Origin of the sequence: Novosphingobium sp. PP1Y, assembly GCF_000253255.1 — a bacterium.
Taxonomy (GTDB): domain Bacteria; phylum Pseudomonadota; class Alphaproteobacteria; order Sphingomonadales; family Sphingomonadaceae; genus Novosphingobium.
In genome coordinates this window covers 1,719,495-1,740,628 of sequence record NC_015580.1, presented here as the reverse complement: position 1 = coordinate 1,740,628, position 21,134 = coordinate 1,719,495, and the positions used below count along the sequence as shown (strand labels likewise).

25 protein-coding genes are annotated in these 21,134 nt (G+C 61.6%); 12 read left to right on the top strand and 13 right to left on the bottom strand.

Going from position 1 to position 21,134, the window contains the following annotated elements; all coding sequences use genetic code 11:
• Window positions 1-25 precede the first annotated feature (25 nt).
• Entirely contained in the window at window positions 26-1,282 is a 1,257-nt protein-coding gene (locus PP1Y_RS14325) for an integrase arm-type DNA-binding domain-containing protein (RefSeq protein ID WP_041559332.1), read from the bottom strand.
• A gap of 373 nt (window positions 1,283-1,655) precedes the next feature.
• A complete protein-coding gene (locus PP1Y_RS26030) occupies window positions 1,656-1,943 on the bottom strand; it encodes a hypothetical protein (protein ID WP_158511857.1) in 288 nt (95 codons plus the stop codon).
• A 365-nt stretch (window positions 1,944-2,308) separates the two neighbouring features.
• On the opposite strand from PP1Y_RS26030, the gene PP1Y_RS14315 reads away from it, so the two are divergent.
• The 5 genes from PP1Y_RS14315 (at window position 2,309) to PP1Y_RS14295 (ending at window position 5,612) form a co-directional block, all read left to right on the top strand.
• On the top strand, window positions 2,309-2,506 hold the full coding sequence (locus tag PP1Y_RS14315; RefSeq protein ID WP_013832890.1) for an AlpA family transcriptional regulator: 198 nt from the start codon (window positions 2,309-2,311) through the stop codon (window positions 2,504-2,506).
• 281 nt (window positions 2,507-2,787) lie between these two features.
• Complete coding sequence (locus tag PP1Y_RS14310) at window positions 2,788-3,555, top strand: LuxR family transcriptional regulator (RefSeq protein WP_013832889.1); 768 nt, start codon at window positions 2,788-2,790, stop codon at window positions 3,553-3,555.
• Between the two features lie 62 nt (window positions 3,556-3,617).
• Window positions 3,618-4,232, top strand: a complete 615-nt coding sequence (locus PP1Y_RS14305) for an acyl-homoserine-lactone synthase (RefSeq protein ID WP_013832888.1) — start codon at window positions 3,618-3,620, stop codon at window positions 4,230-4,232.
• Window positions 4,233-4,246: 14 nt separating this feature from the next.
• Entirely contained in the window at window positions 4,247-5,209 is a 963-nt protein-coding gene (locus PP1Y_RS14300; RefSeq protein ID WP_148274977.1) for a phytanoyl-CoA dioxygenase family protein, read from the top strand.
• Complete coding sequence (locus tag PP1Y_RS14295; protein WP_013832886.1) at window positions 5,202-5,612, top strand: MarR family transcriptional regulator; 411 nt, start codon at window positions 5,202-5,204, stop codon at window positions 5,610-5,612. Before PP1Y_RS14300 ends, PP1Y_RS14295 begins: the two co-directional genes overlap by 8 nt.
• Window positions 5,613-5,633: 21 nt before the next feature.
• Here PP1Y_RS14295 and PP1Y_RS14290 read toward each other — a convergent pair whose 3' ends face one another.
• The 3 genes from PP1Y_RS14290 to PP1Y_RS14280 form a co-directional block, all read right to left on the bottom strand.
• Window positions 5,634-5,927, bottom strand: a complete 294-nt coding sequence (locus PP1Y_RS14290; RefSeq protein WP_013832885.1) for a type II toxin-antitoxin system RelE/ParE family toxin — start codon at window positions 5,925-5,927, stop codon at window positions 5,634-5,636.
• Entirely contained in the window at window positions 5,924-6,193 is a 270-nt protein-coding gene (locus tag PP1Y_RS14285; protein WP_013832884.1) for a CopG family ribbon-helix-helix protein, read from the bottom strand. The genes PP1Y_RS14290 and PP1Y_RS14285 overlap by 4 nt, the downstream gene beginning before the upstream one ends.
• Before the next feature lie 70 nt (window positions 6,194-6,263).
• Entirely contained in the window at window positions 6,264-7,187 is a 924-nt protein-coding gene (locus tag PP1Y_RS14280) for a HEPN domain-containing protein (RefSeq protein ID WP_013832883.1), read from the bottom strand.
• A 328-nt stretch (window positions 7,188-7,515) separates the two neighbouring features.
• On the opposite strand from PP1Y_RS14280, the gene PP1Y_RS14275 reads away from it, so the two are divergent.
• The 4 genes from PP1Y_RS14275 to PP1Y_RS14260 all read left to right on the top strand — a co-directional run bounded on the left by PP1Y_RS14275 (window position 7,516) and on the right by PP1Y_RS14260 (window position 13,996).
• Window positions 7,516-8,124, top strand: a complete 609-nt coding sequence (locus PP1Y_RS14275) for an RNA polymerase sigma factor (protein ID WP_013832882.1) — start codon at window positions 7,516-7,518, stop codon at window positions 8,122-8,124.
• On the top strand, window positions 8,121-9,152 hold the full coding sequence (locus tag PP1Y_RS14270; protein ID WP_041558869.1) for a FecR family protein: 1,032 nt from the start codon (window positions 8,121-8,123) through the stop codon (window positions 9,150-9,152). Before PP1Y_RS14275 ends, PP1Y_RS14270 begins: the two co-directional genes overlap by 4 nt.
• Before the next feature lie 90 nt (window positions 9,153-9,242).
• Window positions 9,243-11,828, top strand: coding sequence for a TonB-dependent receptor (locus PP1Y_RS14265; protein WP_013832880.1), 2,586 nt, complete (start codon window positions 9,243-9,245; stop codon window positions 11,826-11,828).
• A gap of 5 nt (window positions 11,829-11,833) precedes the next feature.
• Window positions 11,834-13,996 carry an Atxe2 family lasso peptide isopeptidase gene (locus PP1Y_RS14260; RefSeq protein ID WP_013832879.1) on the top strand — a complete coding sequence of 721 codons (2,163 nt, stop codon included), beginning with the start codon at window positions 11,834-11,836 and terminating at the stop codon, window positions 13,994-13,996.
• A gap of 36 nt (window positions 13,997-14,032) precedes the next feature.
• On the opposite strand, the gene PP1Y_RS14255 is transcribed toward PP1Y_RS14260, so the two are convergent.
• The 8 genes from PP1Y_RS14255 to PP1Y_RS26025 form a co-directional block, all read right to left on the bottom strand.
• On the bottom strand, window positions 14,033-15,775 hold the full coding sequence (locus PP1Y_RS14255; protein WP_013832878.1) for an asparagine synthetase B family protein: 1,743 nt from the start codon (window positions 15,773-15,775) through the stop codon (window positions 14,033-14,035).
• Window positions 15,775-16,389 (bottom strand): lasso peptide biosynthesis B2 protein, encoded by a 615-nt coding sequence (locus PP1Y_RS25380; protein ID WP_158511856.1) that lies wholly within the window; start codon window positions 16,387-16,389, stop codon window positions 15,775-15,777. Before PP1Y_RS25380 ends, PP1Y_RS14255 begins: the two co-directional genes overlap by 1 nt.
• A 114-nt stretch (window positions 16,390-16,503) precedes the next feature.
• A complete protein-coding gene (locus PP1Y_RS25785; protein WP_198409106.1) occupies window positions 16,504-16,644 on the bottom strand; it encodes a benenodin family lasso peptide in 141 nt (46 codons plus the stop codon).
• 192 nt (window positions 16,645-16,836) lie between these two features.
• Window positions 16,837-17,454, bottom strand: coding sequence for a GntR family transcriptional regulator (locus PP1Y_RS14240; protein ID WP_013832876.1), 618 nt, complete (start codon window positions 17,452-17,454; stop codon window positions 16,837-16,839).
• 9 nt (window positions 17,455-17,463) lie between these two features.
• Window positions 17,464-17,892 carry a helix-turn-helix domain-containing protein gene (locus tag PP1Y_RS14235; RefSeq protein ID WP_041558867.1) on the bottom strand — a complete coding sequence of 143 codons (429 nt, stop codon included), beginning with the start codon at window positions 17,890-17,892 and terminating at the stop codon, window positions 17,464-17,466.
• A gap of 154 nt (window positions 17,893-18,046) precedes the next feature.
• Complete coding sequence (locus PP1Y_RS14230) at window positions 18,047-18,334, bottom strand: DNA-binding transcriptional regulator (RefSeq protein WP_013832874.1); 288 nt, start codon at window positions 18,332-18,334, stop codon at window positions 18,047-18,049.
• Between the two features lie 41 nt (window positions 18,335-18,375).
• The gene (locus PP1Y_RS25780) at window positions 18,376-18,783 is read right to left on the bottom strand and encodes a hypothetical protein (protein ID WP_041558866.1); all 408 of its coding nucleotides are present in this window, start codon (window positions 18,781-18,783) and stop codon (window positions 18,376-18,378) included.
• A 205-nt stretch (window positions 18,784-18,988) separates the two neighbouring features.
• A complete protein-coding gene (locus tag PP1Y_RS26025) occupies window positions 18,989-19,141 on the bottom strand; it encodes a hypothetical protein (RefSeq protein ID WP_158511855.1) in 153 nt (50 codons plus the stop codon).
• Between the two features lie 302 nt (window positions 19,142-19,443).
• Here PP1Y_RS26025 and PP1Y_RS14220 point away from each other — a divergent pair, with 302 nt between their 5' ends.
• From PP1Y_RS14220 to PP1Y_RS14210, 3 genes are all read left to right on the top strand, one after another.
• Window positions 19,444-20,202, top strand: a complete 759-nt coding sequence (locus tag PP1Y_RS14220) for a DsbC family protein (protein ID WP_013832872.1) — start codon at window positions 19,444-19,446, stop codon at window positions 20,200-20,202.
• Between the two features lie 184 nt (window positions 20,203-20,386).
• On the top strand, window positions 20,387-20,713 hold the full coding sequence (locus tag PP1Y_RS14215; protein ID WP_013832871.1) for a hypothetical protein: 327 nt from the start codon (window positions 20,387-20,389) through the stop codon (window positions 20,711-20,713).
• A gap of 154 nt (window positions 20,714-20,867) precedes the next feature.
• Window positions 20,868-21,134, top strand: a complete 267-nt coding sequence (locus PP1Y_RS14210) for a type IV conjugative transfer system protein TraL (RefSeq protein ID WP_041558865.1) — start codon at window positions 20,868-20,870, stop codon at window positions 21,132-21,134.

Below are 21,134 nucleotides of genomic sequence, written 5' to 3'. Positions count from 1 at the left end.
GGCCGGCCTCCCATCGCGTGAACCGCTAGCGGCGCGGTCCCTCGAGCAGCGTCATCGCCGGCGGCATGTCCTTGAGAAGCAGGTCTGCCCATTCCTGTGCTATCTCGCGCCGACGCGGCATGTAGGCGGCCCGGTTGTAGCTTGCCTCCACACCTTCCGGAATGTGCGCCAGCATCAGATCGATGATCGCCCGGTCCCCGGCCAAGCCTTGGGCCTGCGCCCGTTCGTTCATGATTGTCGAGAAGGTCGAGCGCCAGCCATGCGGCACATGCCGCCCATGTGCGACAAGGCGATTGTAGAGATAGCCGACCGCATTCTCGCTGATCGGCTTGTGGGCGTGGCGCTGGCTGGGGAAAACCAATCGGCTGTAAGGAGCAAAGGCCCGCGCGGCATCCAGCACTTCCACAGCCTGCCTCGAGAGCGGCAGCATGAAGTCGAAGCGCGCGTCGATCTTGCGCTCGAGCTTGAGCTTCATGCGTGCGGCAGGGATCCGCCAGACCGGCTCTTCCCGGTCCAACCCCTCCAGTTCCGACCACATTGTCGTTCGCAGCACGCCCTGCCGCAGGGCGGTAAGCGCCAGCAGGCGCGAGGCCAGCTTGGTCATCGGATGGGCTGGGGCCTCTTCTACCGTGCGCAGCAGCGCACGCGCTTCCTCCAGCGTCGCCAGCGCTGGCTGGCGTCCCTTGATGAGGGGCTTGAGCGCAGCGCGTATCGGTGCTGCCGGATCGGCCTCGGCAAGGCCTGAGGCGATGGCGTAGGAATACACCGCCGAGATTCGCTGTCGCACACGCCGCGCCGTTTCGATCGAGGGACGATCCTCGATCGCACGCACCACTTCCAGCACCATGGGCGAAGTGATTCCCTTGATCGGCAAGCCGCCGATCTTCGGAAACACATCCTGTTCGAGGCTCTTGAGCACATCGGCGGCATGGCGCGGCACCCAGCCGCTCATCTGCTGGCCATGCCATTCGCGCGCCACGGTCTCGAAGGTCGCAGCGGTTTCGTCGAGGCGAACGGCAGCAAGCTGCTTCGCCTGCAGCGAAGGATCCACGCCGCTCCTGAGCAGGCGCGCCGCATTCTCGCGGGCTTCGCGGGCGGAGCCGAGATTCATCTCCGGATAACTGCCGAGCACGAGGCGCTTTTCCTTGCCGGCAAAGCGGTATTTCCAGCGCCAGGAACGAAATCCGGTCTTCGTTACGAAGAGATAGAGGCCATGCGCATCGGAAAGCTTGTAATCCTTCTCGCCCGCCTTCGCCTTTCTGCACTGCAGATCGGTCAGCACCCAGTGCCCCCAATCCCGAAAATTGATGCCCCCATAATGCCCCCAAGCCACCTGCGCTTGCATGAGAACATATGAAATACACGGAGACTGTAAATGCGCAAGAAATAACGCATTTATGCGCCCCTCGGGACGCCATGAGATCGGAAGAGATTAGAAAGTGGCGGAGCGGGAGTCCGCCAAACCACGCCCATAATGTGCTGAATCATGGGCATTTTCCTCGTTGATGTCGATCAGGGGTCCTCTTTGGGACCCTCTTTCCATTTTGGGTCAGCAAAACAGCCGCTTATCGGTTGTAATTGCGGGGTCTTTCCTACCTGCAATTTACCTCAAACGTCAAACCGATTGCCCCGCGTCCCTCCTTCCTAATTCGCTCTCAGACGAACGAGAGAAGGCAAACATCAACGACCTGCCACATGTGAATTCCTGACAACGCACATCCGCACATCTTACCGATCGGGAAGAAATATGACCGATTGCCTCCTGCCGACGGGCATTCTTCCCGATCGGTAAGAAAATGGCCATCGAAGATGACCCCCAATTCGGCGCCGTTGTCGCCGCTTCCCGCAAGGCCCTTCGCCTTACCCAGCGGGATCTGGCACTTGCCATCAACAGCGGGGAAAGGTTTATCGTCGATCTCGAAGCCGGCAAGCTTACTGCACAACTAGGCAAAGCTCTTGCCGCAGCCCATTCCGTCAGACTGCGACTGGCCGCTACCGGCAGTTCCCAGGCCTAAACATGGATATCCCGATCCATTACGACGAACGGCTGGTCGCGACGAGCAGTGGAGATCGAAGACCGGGCAACCAAGATTAGAGCGCAGGCTGGGCAGGAAGGTATACCAGACGTCACAGACCAACCAGCCGATGACGCTCCCACCACCGGGCCTGGCGCTTATGCCGCCAACGGGAGCAGCTGAAACAGCATTCCTCCCCTTTCCAGCCTTCCCGCTCTTCATAAAGCCTTGCCTTCGAGCGGCCTTTCCAGCAGATTTGGAACAGCGGGCAGACCGATGAAGGATCGGTTTGCATGAACGAACACGAAGACAGATTCCTCCGAATGGGGGACGTCACCAGGAAAACCGGACGCTCCCGCGCGGCAATCTACCGAATGATTGCCGAAGGCACCTTCCCCCCTCAAATCCCCATAGGCGCAAGAGCAGTGGGTTGGCGGTTGTCGTCGGTGCTGGAATGGATGGAGTCGCCCAAGGACTACCATGCGAAATAATCCGGACGTCTGGAGCAAAACGCAGACGGCATTTCCAAAATGTAACCCATCGCAGCGTCACATAAATGTCATTCTCCAACTGCGGCTTGGCGTGATCCAGCCCCGGCGCGAAATCGGATGCAAACTACGTCTCCGATGGAACGTCGATACCAAATTCACGCCCTGCCGCGTGTGCTGACTGCAGGCGAATGGCCTGGCTGAGCGGGGGCACCGCGATATTGCGATGGAGGATTGCTGACCAGCCAAGCCGAATGCCTGCGCTTCAACAGGGGAAGTGTCGGATGTTTATCGGTTCAGAGCTTATCGAGTTCCTTCTCTGCCTCGGCCAGGTGCGGTCAGATGCGGACTTCTTTGACCTCATGCTGGAGACGACCCGCAGGCTGGGCTTCGAGCAATTTGCGTTCGTCAGCCATGTCGACCTCGTGGCAGCGTCCGAAGACGCGGTTGCGATATCGAACTACCCCGACGGCTGGGTCGAACGAATCCTGACGGAGCGCTACTATCTCGACGATCCAGTGCATGCTGCCAGCATCGGCCGCAACACGCCTTACGCATGGCATGCCATCGGAACAGAAGTAATCCAGAGCAAGCGCCAGCGCACCATATTGAAGGAGGGTGCCAGCTTCGGCCTCCAGGATGGCATCACCGTACCCGTGCATTCGCCGGGAGAATACCGGGGAACCTGCTCCTTTGCGACCTCGCAGCCTGTTTCCATGACACCGCAAATTCGGGGGGCCACCCACATAGTCGCAGGATTTGGCTTCGAAACCGCACGCAAACTGGTGCGCTTGCGCCTTGGCCTTGAGCAGACGGTGCCGACCCTGCCACGATTCAGCCCGCGCGAAGTCGATTGCGTGGGGTTGGTCGCATCCGGCATGGGGGATACTCAGATCGCCCACGCCCTGGGCCTCTCCGAAGCGACGGTTCATCAGCACATCACCGCCGCCATGCGGAAATGCGGTGTTTTCAAGCGGGCTGCGCTGGTGTTCCGGTCCTTGTTCGATGGGCATATCTGCTTTCACAGTCTGCGCCGGACATCCTCTAAATAGAGGAATTTTCCTGACGGGCGGTTTCCCCGATCCTTTTGCCATCACAACAAGAGATGGCGAACATGGCCCACGTCATTCAAGGCGGATGGGAAGCGGCGCAAGGCGCGCTGCTTGCCCAGATGTACCAGGAACGCAAACGCGTATTCATCGATCTGCTGCGCTGGGATTTGCCCGCGCTCGATGGACGCTACGAAATCGACCAGTTCGACACGCCCTCGACGATCTATCTCATCATCGCGGGCACCGACGGCAAGCATCTGGGTTCGCTGCGGCTCTTGCCCACCACCCAGCCCCATGTTCTGGGAGATGTGTTCCCGGGCCTCTGCGATCTTGGGGCGCCGAGCGCACCGGATGTCTGGGAGATTTCGCGGCTGTGCCTGTCCCGTAGCATCCGCGCGGCCGAGCGACGGTACGTTCGCAATCAACTGGCGACGGCCCTGACGGTCTTCGCGCGGGATAACGGCGTTCGCGCTTATTGCTGTGTGGCCGACATGCCCTGGTACAACCAGATTCTTTCATTCGGATGGCGCTGCGAGCCTCTTGGTCTGCCGCACGATCTTCCCTGCGGCATGCTCGCCGCCCTGATGATCCACATCGACGACGAAACGCCCGCGCGGCTGGAAGCGACCGGAATATGGTCGGAGACACTCGCGCCGCTTGTTGCCCTGAGCCAGTGATGATGGAGAGAACCATGAGCACTGCCTCTCCATACGCCCGGTGCGTGGCCGATCTCCATGAACAGGGCTACGCCATCATCAACGATCTGGTTACGGCCGATCTGATCGCAGCCCTCGGCACCGACCTCGACGCGCAATTTGCCGCCATCGGATATTCAGAAGGCAGCTTTTCCGGCGCCGGAACCCGGCGTTTCGCCGGCCTCCTTAAGCGGTCGCCACACGTCTCGGACCTGGTAGAGCACGACCTGATCCTCCGGATTGCCCACGACATGCTGGGGCCATGGTGCGATCATTTCTCGCTCAATCTGACCCAGGCGGTCGAGCTCACTCCCGGGGCGAGCCAACAGGTGCCCCATCGCGATCAGGACATGTGGCCTTGTAGCGGCTTCGTTGACCGCAAACGCGGTATGGAATTCCTGATCAACGTCATGTGGCCGCTGTCGGCCTTCACGCAGGACAACGGTGCCACGCTGGTGTGGCCCGGGAGCCACCGGCGACAGGATGAATTGCTCCTCGCCCCCGAGGAAGCGGTCATTGCCGAAATGGCACCGGGCTCGGCACTCGTGTTCCTCGGCTCGACCCTGCACGCGGCAGGCGCCAATCGCACCGCCCTTCCCCGCCGCGGGGTGATCATCAGCTACTGCCTTGGGTGGCTGAAACCCTATGAGCTTCCCTGGCTCGCCTACCCGCCAGAAGTAGCCCGGCAATTTCCACGGAGCCTTGCGCACCTTGCCGGATACCGCGTGCATCGCCCGAATCTCGGCACATACGAAGGACGCTGCCCCTCCCTCCTGCTCGACAGCACGCTCGATACGCCCGGCGCAGTGGACGCGCTGTTGCCCGAACAGGAAGAACTTATCAGGGCATGGCGAAGCGGTACGATCGGTTCGGAGGCCCCTGAGGGTTCCGCTGCAAATCTCGATCAATCCACGCTTTCCGCGACCGTGGCCCCCGGTTCGCAGGCATCCCATGGATAGCGCCCCCACCGATGGCAAGCGCCTTGCCCTGTGCCGAACGCTGATCCTTCAGCGCAAGCTCGCAAAGGAGCTGCTCGGGGCCGGCCTATGCGCCAATCCGATCTGGGACATGCTGCTCGAACTTTATGTCGCGGACCGGGAAGGCGAACTGCTCTACATCTGGCAGCTCAGCGTTTCGGCAAACATTCCCATTTCCAGCGCACACCGCAAAATCGACATCATGGTGCACAAGGGCTTCGTGGAGCGCACTGTCGATGAAAGTGACCTGCGGCGCGTCGGCATCCAGCTTACATCGCCGTTTCGCGACATGCTGGATGAATTATTCGATACGCTGACGAACATGCTCATGACATCGTGTTGCCTGCACAGTTCAGGCGGTGGAGCGCATTCCTGCAGCGATTGAGCGCCGCGCGGCCAATGATGCTCAGTTATCCGGACCGGTGCCCCGATTTTCCCGGCAATGCCAAAGTCGAAGAATGAAAATCGTGGCCTGCGAAATTTCGTAGCGCATTTCGTAGTTGCCCACGATGATCCGGCGGACCTCGCGAGGATCGAAGGCATCCAGCCTCTCGCCGAGCCGGGGGTAATCCAGCAACCTGTCCGGCGCACGGGCCAATTCCTGGACAATGCGCGCCGCGGCATCGGGCGCGACAGGCCTCAGATGTTCATGAAGGCGAACAAGGTCGGAAGAGGCCTTGCTGGTCCACTGGATCTTCATGCCAAGGGCGGGGCCAGCGGATCTTTCGTGGAAAGGCTCTCGGCCCAGGCGACGATGCTCTGATGGTCGATCACATTGCCGGCATCGACATCATGCAGCGCTTCAAGCGTAAGCCGGTGCCGCTCCTCTTCCTGGTCGATCCAGGCGGTCAGGGCCTGCTTCATGATCCAGCCACGCGACCGGTCCATCCGTTCTGCCAGGACATCGACCTTGTCCGCCAGGTCGGCGGACACATGGGCGGTGATGACGCGGGTAACAGCTGCCATACGATTAGCCTTCAATCAGTTTGATTAAAATCTAATCGTTCATGGACATTGGTGCAAGCCGCAACACCGTTCAGACCGGCGCAGCCGCCTTTTCCAGTTCGGCGATCTTGTCGCTGCAGATCAGGTGGACCACCCGGCCCAGTTCCTCGACGCGCTCGCCGAGCCAGGTCAGTTCCTCTTCGCTGATCCGGTAGTGTTTGGAATAGCGGGCCTTGGTGTAGGCCTCCTTTAATTTCTGGAACATCGCCCGCTCGCGGCGCGAGCCTTCAGGCCAGATGCCGACCATCCTTCCATCAAGGCGCTCGGCCTGGGTGCGCAGAAACGCGAGGTTGTGATTGTACGGCGTGTAGTTCTGCACGGAAAGCAGCAGACAAGCGTAAAGATTTTCCGTCGCTTGATGCAGCAGAAAGGCAGCCCGCTTCCAATCATTTTCCGACATGTAAAAGCGAAAGCCTTTGAGGAAACTCGCCGCATTTGGCATCCACTCCTCAAAGTACTCTCTCGCCATAACCAACGCCTCCTTGGGCGTCTTGGGCTTGGGCTGATGGAGTTCGCGCTCATCGGATTCGTAAAGCGCGATGCCTTCCTTCGCCATCTCCAGGAAAAAGATGCGGCCGTGGGCCAGACCGTCGTTCACCTCCTGAAGCGAGTGAACAATGAAGTTCACCGGCGTGCGCAGGGTCTTCTCGATCATGTACTCGCGGATCAGCCGCTCCTCGCATTTGGCCCAGTACTTGGCCCGATCGGCCAGCTCCTTCTGGCTGACGATGATGAGGATGTCGTAGTCGCTCTTGTACTGGTTGGCCGAGAGCGGTGCATCGACCCAGTCGCCGCGGCTGTATGAGCCGAAGAGGACGATTTTCAGGATCTGCGCACGCGAGCGCGGACCGGTCGCATACTCGGTCGCCTCACGAAATTCCTCGAAGACAACGGCGACGACGCGCTCCAGTTCGCGCTGCTTGGCCGGAGGCAGATGATCAATTCCCGTACGCATGGACCGTCACCCTAAACGCAACACCGCAAGATTGCCCAGCGCCAATTGCATGTGACAGCACACAATAATTTCGCCTTCTTGCAACAATTTAATCCCCCCTTCCTTCCCTCACTCAGGCCAGGGCTTGCCGGAGTCCTTGGTTTGTTCCATATTCCGGTGATGAGACGGAAATGCTGGCGTCCGTCTTCAGGATAATCCTGCCAGGCATCATCACGCCCGTCCGCAATGGCCGGCCGGCTGGAGCGCTTCAGCTCACGGCACACCTTAGCTTCGAATGCCCCGCTTGCCGGGAACGCTTCGTATTTGGCCGGCGCAGGCTGTGTTGCCCATGCGCTCCCCGCACCTGTTATCGCGTAAGTCCGCCGCTCTGGAAGAAGCGTCCGGTGACGTCGAACCCGGCGGTCCACTTACCGACGCCACAAGCCCGGCCGAGCGGGAACGGCAACTGACCGACCTGCTTTGCTCGGAGCGCCCGAGGCTGATCCGCTTCTTTCGCAGGCAGGCAAGGTTCGCTAGCCCGGACGAGGCGGACGATCTTGCGCAGGAAGCCATCACCCGCTTCCTGCGCGCAGCCCCTTCGACGAACATGGCAACGCCTCAGGCCTATCTGCGCCGGATCGCCAGCAATCTGCTCATCGACCGGGCCCAGCACGGAACGACCCGCCTTGCGCAGATTTCAGTCCCCCTGGTCGAAGGATTGGACCGGCCGGTCGAGTTCGATCAGCACCAGCAACTTGAAGCGCGCGAGGAGCTTGTCCATTACGAGCAAGTCCTGCGCCAACTCAAACCGCGAGTGCTGAAGGTCTTCCTGCTCAGCCGTGTCGAGGGATATACCTACAAGGAGATCGCTGCACGCCTGGGCCTAACTGTCTTTACCGTAAAGCGCGACATGCTGCAGGCCATTGCTCATCTCGATCAGAACCGGAGGCACCGGTGAACCTCGCCAAAGCAGAAGGACGCTTCCAACCCATGCGCCGGATCGAACGCCAGGCCTATAAGTGGGCGATGAAGATGGCCGACGATCCCGAGCGGCACCGGGCGGGCCTTGAACGCTGGATCATGCGCAGCCCCGAACACCTCATCGTGTACAACCGCGTTGCCCGGGAAATGCGCCTCGCCACATGGAGTGCAGCCCAACTCGATTTGCGCCCCGCAGACGCGAGAGCCGCAACGGGAAGGCCTTTCAGCAATTCTGGCTTCGTATGGGCGATCGCGGTCCTCGCTTCTGTCCTGGCGGCCAGTTCGGCCGCGTTCCTGGTGCTGCGCGATCAGCAAAGTCCCGGCGACGCCATCATTTCCGGCGCTCCCATAGTCGCCCAATCCTGGTCTTCCCATGCCAATGACATTCGCCGGACCCGGCTCCCCGACGGATCGGTCGTCACGCTCGACAGGGACAGTGCCATTGCCATCCGCTTTTCGGCGGACCGGCGCATGATCGAATTATCCCGCGGCCGCGTCCGCTTCGAAGTCGCGCATGATACCTCGCGGCCTTTTGTGGTGCAGACACCCGGCGGAAGCGTCACGGCGACAGGGACCGTGTTCGACGTCGAAGTGCGCGGCACGGTTCGCGTTCACCTGATGCGCGGTTCGGTCGCAGTCGCCATGGCGCACAATTCATCCGCGAACGGGGATACCCCTGTCAGGCTCGTTCCTGGCCAGAAGCTGGAATTTGCATCGCGCCAGCAGGCCGTCATGCCGGTTCCGCAGGCTGCTCTGGCTAACGACGGCCGGTGGCTGTCAGGGACGATGAGTTTCGAAGACATGCCGCTCGGCGATATCATTGCCCAGACCAACACCTATTCCAGCACCAGGATTTCAGTGTCGGAACCCAGGCTTCTGCAGAAGGAGATGTTCGTCGATCTCGACATCCGCGATGCCGATGCTGTCGCGCGTAAGCTCGCCGTATTGCTCGACCTGACAGTCGATAAAAGCCAACCGGGCAAGCTCGTCCTGCGGCCGCGATGAATTTTTTGTATTTTTTCGCGCACCGGTTTCGACCCTTCGCCGTCTAGCCCTGATGCCCGCACACAGCGCGGGCTCCACAGGGGCAAGGACATGGACAACAAGAGCCGGCTACTAGTCGCGGCCATACTTTCCAGCACGGCGATCTGCTCGGTCGCACAGGCGCAGGAGGACACCCGGCGTGATTTCGATCTCCCGGCGCAAGAACTCAAATTCTCGCTTCATGCCGTCACGCGCATTGCCGGCCTCGAACTGGCAGCAACGTCCGAGGCCCTGAGCGGCAAACGCGCACCGGCCCTCAAGGGGCACTACAGCGCGGCAGAAGCCATCGCGCTGCTCCTCAAGGGCACTGGCCTTACCGCGCAAGTTTCCGGACGCACCGTGTTCATCCGGGAGAATTCCCCTTCGCCGCAGTCTGCAAGCGAACCAACTGCCATGGGGCCAGAAATCACGGTCACCGGGTCGCGCATTCGCGGCGCGGTGCCGACCTCGCCGGTGGTTGCCAGCAGCCGTGATGAGATCGAGCGGCGCGGCATCACCGACCTTGGCGCCTACGCGCGCAGCGTTCCGCAGAACTATGCGGGCGGACAGAACCCCGGCGTCATCGGCAGTGTCCAGGAGGGATCGGAAAACTTCAACTCCTCCTCGACCCTGAACCTCAGGGGCCTTGGCGCCGACGCGACGCTGACGCTCATCGACGGTCACCGCGCGGCTTACGATTCCGTCGTACAGGGCGTCGATATCTCCGCCATCCCGCTCGTGGCGATCGACCGGGTGGAAATCGTCGCCGACGGTTCCTCGGCGCTCTATGGTTCGGATGCCGTCGGAGGCGTCGCCAATGTCATCCTTCGCCAGGATTACGAGGGCGGCAAGATATCCGCCCGCCTGGGCGCCGCAACCGAAGGCGGCGATGTCCAGCAGCAGTACAATCTCGTGACGGGAAGCCGCTGGGACGGTGGCGGCTTCATGGTGGCAGGCGACTTCAGCCGTTCCACGGACGTGACGGCCGGGCAACGTTCGATCACCTCGGCGCTCGACGGTTCGACCACTCTTTATCCCTCACTCAATCAAAAGAGCGCCGTACTTGCCGGACATCAGCAGCTCAATGACATTTTCAGTTTCGAGATCGATGGCCAGTTCAGCAAACGTAGCTCGAAGACGGCACTGGCGTTCCTCGCCACAGGCGACTTCACCGTAAATGGCACGGCGGCGCAGCGGGATGTAAAATCCTGGTCCATCGCCCCGCGTCTCAAGGCGGCTTTGCCGGGTGGCTGGCTTGCCACATTGGGCTACGTCCATGGCAGCAGCGATTCCGATGCGGCGACCGTCACGAACCTGGGCGGTGCGGAGTTCTCCCGCAACCGGATCTTCTATGACAATACCCTGGATACGCTGGAAGCGAGCGCGGAAGGCGGCCTTCTGCAACTGCCGGGCGGAAAGGCACGCCTCGCCTTGGGCGGCGGGTGGCGATCTGTCAGCCTCGACGCCAACATCCGCTCGACGCGCGGCGGTGCTACCAGCACGCTTGTCGATTACACGAGCGGGCAGGACGTGTGGTTCGGCTATGGCGAGCTCTCGCTTCCGCTGGTTGGCCCTGACAACAACGTCCCGCTGGTTCATCGCTTTCGGCTGACGGGCGCGGCGCGCTACGAGGATTACGAGCGCTTTGGCGGCACGACGACGCCCAAGTTCGGGGTTGTCTATGAACCGGTCAGCGGTTTGGCGATCAAGGGCACCTGGGGCAAGTCCTTCAAGGCCCCGACGCTGGCGCAGATCAACAAGGTCCCGGAAGGCAATCTCCTCAATGCAAGCTACTTCGTACCGGCAGCGCCGGGCGGTCAGCCTGTCCTCCTGCTCGGCGGCGTGAGCCCGGACCTGAAGCCGGAAAAGGCGACAACCTGGACCGCTACGGTAACCGCTACGCCCGCATTCGCCGAAGGCCTTCGCCTGGAGGTCAGCTACTTTCATACCCGCTACAAGGACCGGGTCGTTCAACCTGCGACCTCGTCCTCGCAGGTCTTCGGGAACGACATCTACGACCGGCTGATCGTCTACAATCCGACGGCAGAACAGGTTAATGCGGTCATTGCCGAGTTACCGCTCGGGCTCGTCAATCAGACCGGACAGGCCTTCGACCCCGCCAATGTCGGCGCGATCGTCGACAACAGTCTGCAGAATGCGGCAAGCCAGACACTGGAGGGCGTCGATGCCTCGGCCGACTATCAGCTGACGTTCGCGCGAGGGGACCAGTTGGGGTTCAATGCCGCTGTCAGCTACCTCAAGAGCAACCAGAAACTGAGCGAAGGTCAACCAACGATCCAGCGTGCCGGCACGATCTTCGATCCCCCGCACTGGCGCGCGCGGGGCAGTGCGACCTGGCAGCGCGGCAATTTCACGCTGAGCCCGAGTATCACCTATATCGGCGGGACACTCGATGATCGCTACCAGCCCTACGTTCGCGTCGGCTCCTACACCAGCGTCGATGCCGTCGCGCAGGTGCGGACTTCGGAAACCGCAGGATTTCTCTCCGGCATCGAGGTCACGCTTTCGCTGCTCAACATCTTCAACGAGATGCCCGCCACGATCCGCAATTCGTCCGCGGCCGCACCGACTTACGATGCCACCAATTACCCCGTCATAGGCCGAAGCGTCAGCCTCGGCCTGTCCAAGGCCTGGTAAGCATCATGCGGGTCATCCTTGCCCAAGCGGCGACAGCGGCACTGGTGCTTGCTGGCTTTCTCTGCGCGAAACCGGCTTCGGCAGCCCCCGAAGACTGCCACTCCCTCGTTCCCGGCAAGCTGGACAAGGATGGACCGCATCGGGCCCTGACACCGCTCGACCTTTTACAACTGCGCGATATCGGCTCCATCCCGGATATGCGGCAGCCGATAGTTTCGGTGTCGCCGGATGGAAAATGGCTGGCATTCGAGATTCACCGGGCTGCCCCGCAGAACAATAGCTATTGTCAGGGCATGGCCGTGATGGAGGCACGCCCCGGCGCACAGGCCGTGCTCGTCGATCAACATCACGACATCATTCGCTGGCGCTTCCCTGCGCTACCAGGAAAGGCAGATTTCCCCTCGGGCTTCGCAAAAGTGATCACGCCGAGGTGGTTTCCCGACAACAAGGCCATCGCGTTCCTGAAACGCACGGGAACCACCATACAAATATGGCGGACACGCATCGACGGGAGCCACAGTGCTCCCGTCACCCATTCCGATACCGATATAGTCGATTTCCGGATCGCCGGGGACGGCCGGACGATCGTCTATTCGGCCAGTCCCGCGCTACAGGCGGCGTGGGGCCAGATCGATCAGGAGGGCCTTTCCGGCTTTCATTTCGATGACCGCTTCGCGCCCAACGCCTCAAGGAGGCCGTTCCCCTCGCCCCCGATCCCGGTCGAGACCTTCGCGCTCGATTTGGCCAGCGGGAAGGTTCGCGCAGCAACTGAGGCAGAAGCGGCTCTGCTGCAGGATGACAAACCACGTGGCCCGCCGGGCGCGATTGCCGTTGCGGTCTCGCCATCAGGCAGACGAGCCTGGACGAAGCCGACACTATCGGAGCGATTTCCACCCCGCCCGCAACTGGTGGCAGAAAGCCTCACCGGATCGCCCATCAGTTGCGAGGCACAAGCATGCCGATCTGTCACGACCTTGCTGGGCTGGTCTGCCGATGGCCAGCGGGTCCGCTTCACGCATCTGGAAGGCTGGGCCGACAGCCTGACGGCCATCTACGAATGGAAACCGGGCGCGCGAACCGTCAAACGCCTTTACGTCACGCCCGGTTTGCTGGTCGACTGCGCACCCTTGCATGATGCCATGGTCTGCGTCGAAGAAGGCTCAAGCGCGCCAAGGAATATCAGCCTCCTTCGGTTTGGTTCCGGAGAGAACGAAGTGCTGTTCGACCCTAACCCGGAATTCGGCAAGTTGCGGCTTGGACAGGTCGAGCGGCTTACATGGAAGACCGCCTACGGCACCGAGAGCTTCGGTGATCTGGTCTATCCGGCCGGCTACAAGCCCGGCCAGCGCTATCCGCTTATTGTCGTGCAATACATCTCGCGCGGCTTCCTGCGGGGCGGGACGGGCGATGAGTATCCCATCCAGGCCTTTGCCAATCGGGGCTATGCGGTCCTGAGCATCCAGCGGCCACGCTCGCCTGTCGCTGTCCCTGATGCGACAAGCTATACCGATCTCGACAAGGCGGATCTTGTGGGTTTCAAGGACCGGAAGAATGTCCTGTCGGCGATCGAGACGGCCGCCCAGACGCTGATCGATCGCGGCATCGTCGACCCTGCACGGGTCGGCATCACGGGTCTCAGCGACGGAGCTTCCACGGTGCAGTTCGCGGGCCTTCACAGCAAGTATTTCGCGCTCGCCGCCATGAGCAGCTGCTGCTGGGAACGCTCGCAGATGGCCGTGCTCGGCCCGGCCGTCGCGCGCCAGTACGTGCAAACAGGCTGGCCGCACCAGTCGGAGAACGCACCGCAATTCTGGAACGAAATCTCATGGGCCCAGCAACCCCGGCGCGTTGCGTTTCCAGTACTCATGCAGCTTTCGGACAACGAGCTTCTGCCCGCGCTGGAGACCTATACGGCGCTTGCCGAAGTGAACGCGCCGATAGACCTCTACGTCTATCCCCATGAAGATCACGTCAAATGGCAACCGGCCCATCGCCTAGCGGTCTACCGGCGCAATCTCGCCTGGTTCGACTTCTGGTTCAAAGGCTCTGCGCCCGATGCGCCTCCCGCCGAAACTACGCGTTGGCAGGCGTTACGGGATCGGCTGGCGAAGCGCGCCCGGAAAGCGGACGCCGACGGCGGTCCACACTCGTCGTCATCAACACCGTGACAACAGGTTTCGAGGTCGGCCGTATGGCGCGAATGGTCACGACCAATGTCCGATCCAGGCTTCGGTATCGAGCAGGGCCATGATCCGCATGTAGTCGGATGCCGTGTGCAACCTGCTCTCGCTGAGGCAGGTTGCCAGCGCGTCGAGATCGAGCAATCCCTGTGAGGCGAGGCGGCCTTCGAGCAACCTTTCGCGGATCTCGCCCATCCGGCTCGTGAGCAATTCCACGATGAAGCTGTCAGGTCCGGCCTTTGAACGCCGCTCGAGAATTTGGGGTGGAAGCCGTGATGCGTAAGCCGCTCGGGCGACAGCACGATTGATGCCCCCATTGCACATCGCCCAGGTCGGAATGGCAAGGCAGGTTTCGACGATCGGCTGCGAGACGAGCGGATTGACCAGCGTGAATGGCAGACCTCGGTCGTAGCCGTCGAGATGCTGCTGCATGCGCAGCAACATAGCCACGTGGCCTGCCTTTCCCGGAAAGGCCTCGTCTGGAGCTTCGAGCCATGGGTGTTCAGCAGGTTGGCGGCTTTCATGTGCAACGATATCGCGGTTCAGGAACAAGGGATCGGTTCGCCAGACATAGCCCCTCCGCCTTCGCTTCAGAACCCGGCGAGCCTCGCACATCGCCTGCCAGGCGCTAGCGCCGGTGACCGCGCAGACGTCGCGCAGCGTACGGACGAGCCCTGGCCCCATGCCTTCGGCCAGATAGCGATCGGCGATCGGCCGCGCCGAGGCGCTGTTGTAGAAAACATTGTCGCCGCCATTCCCGGTAAAATAGGCATCTGCGTCGAGCTCTGCCGCTTTGGCGGTCACCACGGCGCGAAAAGCCAGCTCGTGCGTCCTTCCGCAAGGACGGGGAAGATGGGCTACCACCGAACGATCAAGATCGATGGCATCGAGAGCATAGCCGCACTCATGGAGATTGGCGTGGCAATGCGCGGCAATGATCCGGGCATAGCTACGCTCATCACCGCTCGGATCGCTGGTCGCAAGGGTCAGGCACGAGAGGGGACGGCCCCGGTCTGCCAGCGTCGTGGCAACGATTGACGAATCGAGGCCGCCAGAAACGCTGAGAAGAATGTTCGCGTAGCGTGAGCCCCATGCCGATATGCACTGCTGCAGCGCGCGCGCCAATCGCTCCGCACTGTCCTCGGGCTCCATGACATCGAGCGTCGCGGCATAATCCCATGGCGACCAGCATTGGCTGACACCCTCGCCGCCCTCGGCAAGAATGGCGCGTGTACCTGGAAGCATCTCGCTCAGCCCGACGATGGCCGTCCGGTGCGATGGCAAGTCGCGCATGAAAAGTTGGCGCTGCAATGCGTCCCAGTCGATCCTGGGCGCCAGAAGCCCCGCCTTCACCAGGATACCTGGATCGGAGGCGAAGACGTGCAGGCCGCCTTGCCGCAATCGGAAGCATGGCAGTGCGCCCATGGGCGCTCGCAGGACGCACGCGCCGCCGGGCATCTCGAACGCCGCAAGATAACCGCCCCAATACCTCTCGATAAGGTGGGCGCCGCCTGTTTTTCGGATGGCGTCGGCAGCGCGCTGATCAAAGTCGCGAATGGCTTCAGGAGGACCATGGCGATGAAAGATCGTGCCGATTACCGCGCCGCTACCGGGAATGGGCAGAACATCGCTTTCATCGCTCACCAGCAGCGAAAACGCGCCCGGCACCGGGACAATGGTGAGACCGCAGAGCTGCCCGACCCGGCGAGCCGCATCTTCGCGTTCATCTGCGTCCGGCGAATGGAAGAGAATGTAGCGTAGCGCCATCACACAGCCATGATCGGCGTGAAGGGGCGGACATTCTCGATGGTGTCGTTGAGAACAACATCGCCTTGCTGCACCCAGCAATGCGCGGAAAACGGGCTGGCCTGCACGCCGAATACAAGGCTGGGGGCAAGGCCGCGGCGCAGGCAGATCCAGATAAAGGCCAGCGAGCGGACGAGGCACCGGTCCGAACGCCGGAAGACCAGGCCGAGCGCCTCGAAGGCCGCATTTATCCCGGCATATTCATGGTCATGCCGTTCGGCACCGCCTGCTCCGGCAGCAAGCTTACGACTTTCCATATCCCGTATGATCGCTGACAGCCCACGAAACCGGATCCGCCATGCGACAATGCATTGGGCAACGGCGACCCGCGCGAGCATGGATGGACCAGGGTGCTCACCTGCGCTCGAAATGACATCTCGGGACGCCGGGACAATTCGAGATGACCCATCAGTGGGAGAGGCGTGCGCCTGCTCGATGAGCATGCCCCGGGCCAGCAGCGGTTGCAGAACGCGGACCTCATCCGGACTGCAGGGTTCACCGCCTGCCGCGCGGCGGAAAGCCTCATCCATGCCAGGCGGCAGCGCGAGATACCGGTCGGCCTCGATGTCGAGCACGATCGTGCGTCCACTCGCCGTGCAGTGATGGAGGTTGTCGCGCAAGGAGAAGAACATGGTCGCGGCGCCTTGGCAGTGACGCGCCCCGGCAAGAGCCGGAGCGCGCCGGTTTGCTCAGTCGTCGGAGATGGCGCCGAAGATCTGGCGCGGCTGACCTTCGAGGTCGGCCTCGCCCTGGACGGCGCCCTTGGTCGCGGCGCTGACAGCGCCGAGATCGATCAGCTCGTCATCGCGATGTTCGTCAATCACGGTCATGATTACCTCCTTCATGTCGTCGCAGAGATTTGCGACGACATGAAGGATATCGCGATGTTGCGCGAAACTTCGATTTTATAAGTTTCCAATTTGAGTTCTTATAAGCTGAAATACTCATTCATTTCCATGTGAATTGGGAAGAAATCTCTATGGAGTACCGGGTTTTCTACCATCCTGGCGTGGATTTCAGTCCTAATCCTCGGAAGGAATGAGCCTCGAAACTTGCCGCAATCGCCGGCGATGGTAGCGGCGGATCGCTTCCTGTGCGTCACGTAGCGGGCCTGAACCGGCCAGTTCCCATATCCGTTCGAGTTCACGAAGCCGGTTGGAGAGCCTCGCTTCGCGAATGCGAGTCGCGTGAAGCCGCTGACCAACGGAGCGAACGGCTTCGACATGCTCGGGATTTCCCGAATAGCTGGCAATGTGAAGAAACAGTTCTGCCGTCGCTTCGGCAAGTGCATGTGTGTCGTCGTCACTGATCGATGGAAAAGCTGGCTGATAGTCGCTCGACGAAGTGCCGGATCGTCGGAATTTGAGCGCAAGTTTGATCAGATCTTGGTGCCATGAATAAAGGTGAGCGAGCCCGCCCGCAGTGAGGCGCGGCATCTGAAAGCCCCCGCCGATGTGCAGATCGAGCAGGCGCTCGCCCACGAGCCGCTGCATGCTGTCGCGGACCGGAGCAATGCTGGTCCCGAATTCCCGGGCAATGGTGGTAACGACAAGCATGGTGCCGGGCGCGAACTGCCCCTCGAGAATGACCCGCTTGAGCCCCCGGTAGACCCGCTCGGCAGCGACAGCTTCAGGTGACATCGCGCCGCGTCACTCAATGCCACGCGGAGAAGCATCATCCAACGGGACGCTCGCGCGGCGGCCCTTGCGAATGACCGCTCCCAGGTAGTAATCCTCGATGATGTATTCGATGCAGTGCTCCTGGAGCCGGTTCATGTCGCCATGGAGCAGGTCAGCCGGGAAAGACCGCCGGTTCTGCAGGAACATCATGGGCAGGAAGAAGTAGCCAGCAGGGAGGCCGAGGCGGGCGGCGCAGCGAAGGTGGTCCTCGATCGACGGCTTGGGACTGCCGGCTTCAATTTCGCGCAGCCAGCGTATGCCAATACCTGCTTCGGCCGCCAGTTGGGCCTGCGTAATTCGTTCCATCCTGCGCCGTCCCTCGATACACTTTCCGGAGATCAATTTGATCTCGTCCAGAATATCTTCTTCATTTGTGCGGTGATGCTTTTGATTGGCCACGTCCGGGATCCCCTGACAGCCGCTCAAAGCCTTCCGATACACAATCCGACAGCGCCAAGGCTGGTGTTAATTACGCCTTAAATCAATCATCCATCGTTCCCAATTTGGTAGAATTGCAAAAATATTGATGAAATTTTTGAAAGCGATAGCCCGTTTAGCGCAGGAGTTCGCCGACAAGCGAGGGGCGTTTGGCGATCAAGGCCAGCAGCACCTGGGCCGGCCCTGTAGGACGGCGGCAGCCTTGTTCCCAATTCAGCAAAGTTCGTTTGGTGACGCCGATACAGCGCGCAAACGCCCCTTGCGACAGGCCTGTCCTTGCCCGGATCAGAGCGACATCGGCGCCCTGAACTTCAACCTGACGGACAACGGCGTCCGAAGCATGTCCTTCAGCGAACACCAGGGCTTCGTTGAAGCCCTGCTTGATGCTTGCATATGCGCTCATGTTTCATCTCCACAGGTCGCCAAGGTGCTTCCTGACATATCCTACGCGTCCCTTGTCCTGCGGTACGCCTCGAGAAGGCGGTGATCTTCGCTGCTTTCAAAGACCAATAGCCCGGCAAGATAGAACCGCCCGATAGCCGTGACCGAGGTTGGCTCATCCGAGGCATCGATACGCCCCATCAGCCTTTGGGTGATATCGGCCAGCTGCGACGATGATCCCACGAAACGCACATGACTGCCGGCAAGCCGGTCACATCGCGGGTCGGCCACTTCGCCAGCGAGGTCGCAAGGCTCCATGCGATCGAGCAGCATGACCGCGACATGGAGTGTTGCGCCATAGGGCGGGAACTCGCGAAGGAGATGGGCGAGGCGGCTGTGACAATCCAGGAAAAGATCGATCCCTCTGTCCGACAGCCTCAATTTGTAGGTTCTCGATGAACGCGCAGCCATGCGACCTGCTCCGAGTGATTCGCACCGTGGGCCATTGATAGGACGGCCTGCGACCCAAGTTTCCTGCCAATTTGGCAGGTATTTCCGGCACGTCCGTGCCGCAATCGGCACGCAGATGCCGAAACAGGCACGTCAGTGCCCTGCCCGTTGCCGGGATCCGCATCATCGGTTCACCTCAAGCCATCCCGACGAGGGGTGACGGCAATCACCATCCGATAACGCCCGAAGCTTTCTGCCCGAGCCCGATCCAGGAACCGGAGATCAGCTGCTTGCGCAGCATCTTACCGGAAAAGGAGGCCATGTGAGAGATGTTCACTTCCAAGCACCTGTCGACCATCACCGCGATCGTCGTGCTCACGCTCGCCGGTTGTGCCGGGAGTGCTCCCCCCGATCAGCCCCCTCCCGTTCTTCCGCATTATCGCATCGTCGCCACATCGGACGGTTTCACGATAGAGCGGATTGAAGCTGATGGCAGCGCCGATGCGCCGCCACCGCTGGTTCCGCTCGGCAGCACGATCCGCCTCGATCCCGCTCTTCTGAACTCGCCCACACCCTCCTTATTCAGGAGCACGCACCATGCCCCTTCCCTTCAAGGCCGCCTGCCTGATCCGATCGGCAATGAGCACGCTGGCCGTAAGCACGATGGCTGCCCTGAGCCTGATGAGCACGGCCGCGCCCACCCTGGCACAAGCAGAACCGGCAGCGACCGGCAATGATGCCCAGATACTGAGCCAGGCAGCCGAAGCCGCGCAGCGCCAGCTCCACCAGACCTTCACCAACCTCGCGTTCGAGGACTTCGGCCCCGCGCCGATCAAGGGCGCGATCTACCAGGCCTTCGCGGGCGGACGGGTGATCTACTATGCCCCGGCCAGCGGCCACATCGTCTTCGGGACCGTCTACGACAAGAACGGCCTCAATGTGACCGCGCTTGCCCAGCAGGCCAGCGCCAGGAAGCGTTTCGATCTCATAGATCCCCAGAAGGCGCTCGCCATCGGGCCGGACAATGCCCCCACCGTGATCGAGTTCACCGACCCCGATTGCCCTTATTGCCGTGCTCTGGACAGGTTTTGGGCAGCCAAGGCCGCCGAAGGCAAACCTGTACGGCGGCTCATTTATTTCGTGAGCCAGATTCACCCCGGTTCCGCAGCCAAGGCCGAGCATATCCTGTGCTCAAAAGACCAGGCCGCCGCCTTCCATGCGATCTACGCCGGTGCGGCCCCAGGCACTCTTCTGACCTGCCCGGAAGGGAAGGCGCGCGTCGCCGACGATGCCGGGCTCGTCAAGGCCATGGGCATTGGCGGAACGCCAACGCTCATCGCAGGCGGCAAGCTCATCCCGGGCTTCCAGCAGGCCGAACTCGAGGCGTTTCTCGAAGGCCGGCAGGACACGGAAAAGGCCAGCGCCAATGCTGCGCGCTGAACATGCCTCTCCCCATTTGGCGGACGCCAGCTGCCCGGCCGTGGATGCCGCGGCGCGGCGGACCGGAATGCCGGCACGCGCGGCGCTCATGGAGCCGCCCACCGCGAGCGCCGGCAGGCAGCGATATTCCATCGATGCCGAAAGGCTCATGCCCGGGCGGCTCCCATCTGATGGAGCACAAACAATGATCCCAAAACTCAGGCGCAATGCCGTCGCCGTCCCCAACATGCTCGCCAATCTTGGCGTCCCCCTCGCCCTCATGGTGCTTTTCAGCACCGGCGCCCACGCCTTCACGGCTCCTGCCACAGGCGATCTTGGCTACGACATCTACGACATCGTCGTGAACAAGGGCGTCAAGGGCCCGCTCGGCTTTGTCGGCGGCGTCGCCGCCTTCCTCTTCGGCGTCTCGCGGCTCTTTTCCAACGTCATGGTCGGCATCCCGACCATCGTTGCCGCGGTCTGCCTGATCAAGTCGGACACCATCCTCCAGACCTTTGGAATGGTGATCTGACATGCGGTGCGCGCCGCGCCCGGACTTTCCCCGTGGTTCGGGCCTTCCGGTGTTCTGGATTGGGCGCGCACCGCGCCCCAGGCTGAAGGCCGATCCCCGGCCTTTGGACAATGGCGCCTGGCGACAGGTGTCATGAAGCAGGAGGAGAAGGGCATTGGACGAACGTCTGCCCCAGTATCTGCACGGCCCGGTCCAGATCCTATGGTTCGGCTCGGACGAGTTCATCCTGGTCATGTCGACGATCTTCGTCGCCGCCATCGTCAGCGGGATCGTCGGATGGACGCTCATCGGCGCCCTTCTCCTTTTCATCCCCTGGAAGCGGGCCCGGCCGCGCGGGTTCCTCTCCCATCTCGCCTGGCGCTGGGGCCTCGTACGCTTTCGTCACTACCCGGGTCCGACCCAGACCCGCTTTTTCGAGTGA

Bases quoted from the DNA above. Each gene is read 5' to 3' on its own strand.
- PP1Y_RS14315 (WP_013832890.1), top strand. From the start codon at position 2,309: ATGAACGAACACGAAGACAGATTCCTCCGAATGGGGGACGTCACCAGG.
- PP1Y_RS14310 (WP_013832889.1), top strand. From the start codon at position 2,788: ATGTTTATCGGTTCAGAGCTTATCGAGTTCCTTCTCTGCCTCGGCCAG.
- PP1Y_RS14305 (WP_013832888.1), top strand. From the start codon at position 3,618: ATGGCCCACGTCATTCAAGGCGGATGGGAAGCGGCGCAAGGCGCGCTG.
- PP1Y_RS14300 (WP_148274977.1), top strand. From the start codon at position 4,247: ATGAGCACTGCCTCTCCATACGCCCGGTGCGTGGCCGATCTCCATGAA.
- PP1Y_RS14295 (WP_013832886.1), top strand. From the start codon at position 5,202: ATGGATAGCGCCCCCACCGATGGCAAGCGCCTTGCCCTGTGCCGAACG.
- PP1Y_RS14290 (WP_013832885.1), bottom strand. From the start codon at position 5,927: ATGAAGATCCAGTGGACCAGCAAGGCCTCTTCCGACCTTGTTCGCCTT.
- PP1Y_RS14285 (WP_013832884.1), bottom strand. From the start codon at position 6,193: ATGGCAGCTGTTACCCGCGTCATCACCGCCCATGTGTCCGCCGACCTG.
- PP1Y_RS14280 (WP_013832883.1), bottom strand. From the start codon at position 7,187: ATGCGTACGGGAATTGATCATCTGCCTCCGGCCAAGCAGCGCGAACTG.
- PP1Y_RS14275 (WP_013832882.1), top strand. From the start codon at position 7,516: ATGCGCTCCCCGCACCTGTTATCGCGTAAGTCCGCCGCTCTGGAAGAA.
- PP1Y_RS14265 (WP_013832880.1), top strand. From the start codon at position 9,243: ATGGACAACAAGAGCCGGCTACTAGTCGCGGCCATACTTTCCAGCACG.
- PP1Y_RS14260 (WP_013832879.1), top strand. From the start codon at position 11,834: ATGCGGGTCATCCTTGCCCAAGCGGCGACAGCGGCACTGGTGCTTGCT.
- PP1Y_RS14255 (WP_013832878.1), bottom strand. From the start codon at position 15,775: ATGGCGCTACGCTACATTCTCTTCCATTCGCCGGACGCAGATGAACGC.
- PP1Y_RS25785 (WP_198409106.1), bottom strand. From the start codon at position 16,644: ATGACCGTGATTGACGAACATCGCGATGACGAGCTGATCGATCTCGGC.
- PP1Y_RS14240 (WP_013832876.1), bottom strand. From the start codon at position 17,454: ATGTCACCTGAAGCTGTCGCTGCCGAGCGGGTCTACCGGGGGCTCAAG.
- PP1Y_RS14230 (WP_013832874.1), bottom strand. From the start codon at position 18,334: ATGAGCGCATATGCAAGCATCAAGCAGGGCTTCAACGAAGCCCTGGTG.
- PP1Y_RS25780 (WP_041558866.1), bottom strand. From the start codon at position 18,783: ATGGCTGCGCGTTCATCGAGAACCTACAAATTGAGGCTGTCGGACAGA.
- PP1Y_RS14220 (WP_013832872.1), top strand. From the start codon at position 19,444: ATGAGCACGGCCGCGCCCACCCTGGCACAAGCAGAACCGGCAGCGACC.
- PP1Y_RS14215 (WP_013832871.1), top strand. From the start codon at position 20,387: ATGATCCCAAAACTCAGGCGCAATGCCGTCGCCGTCCCCAACATGCTC.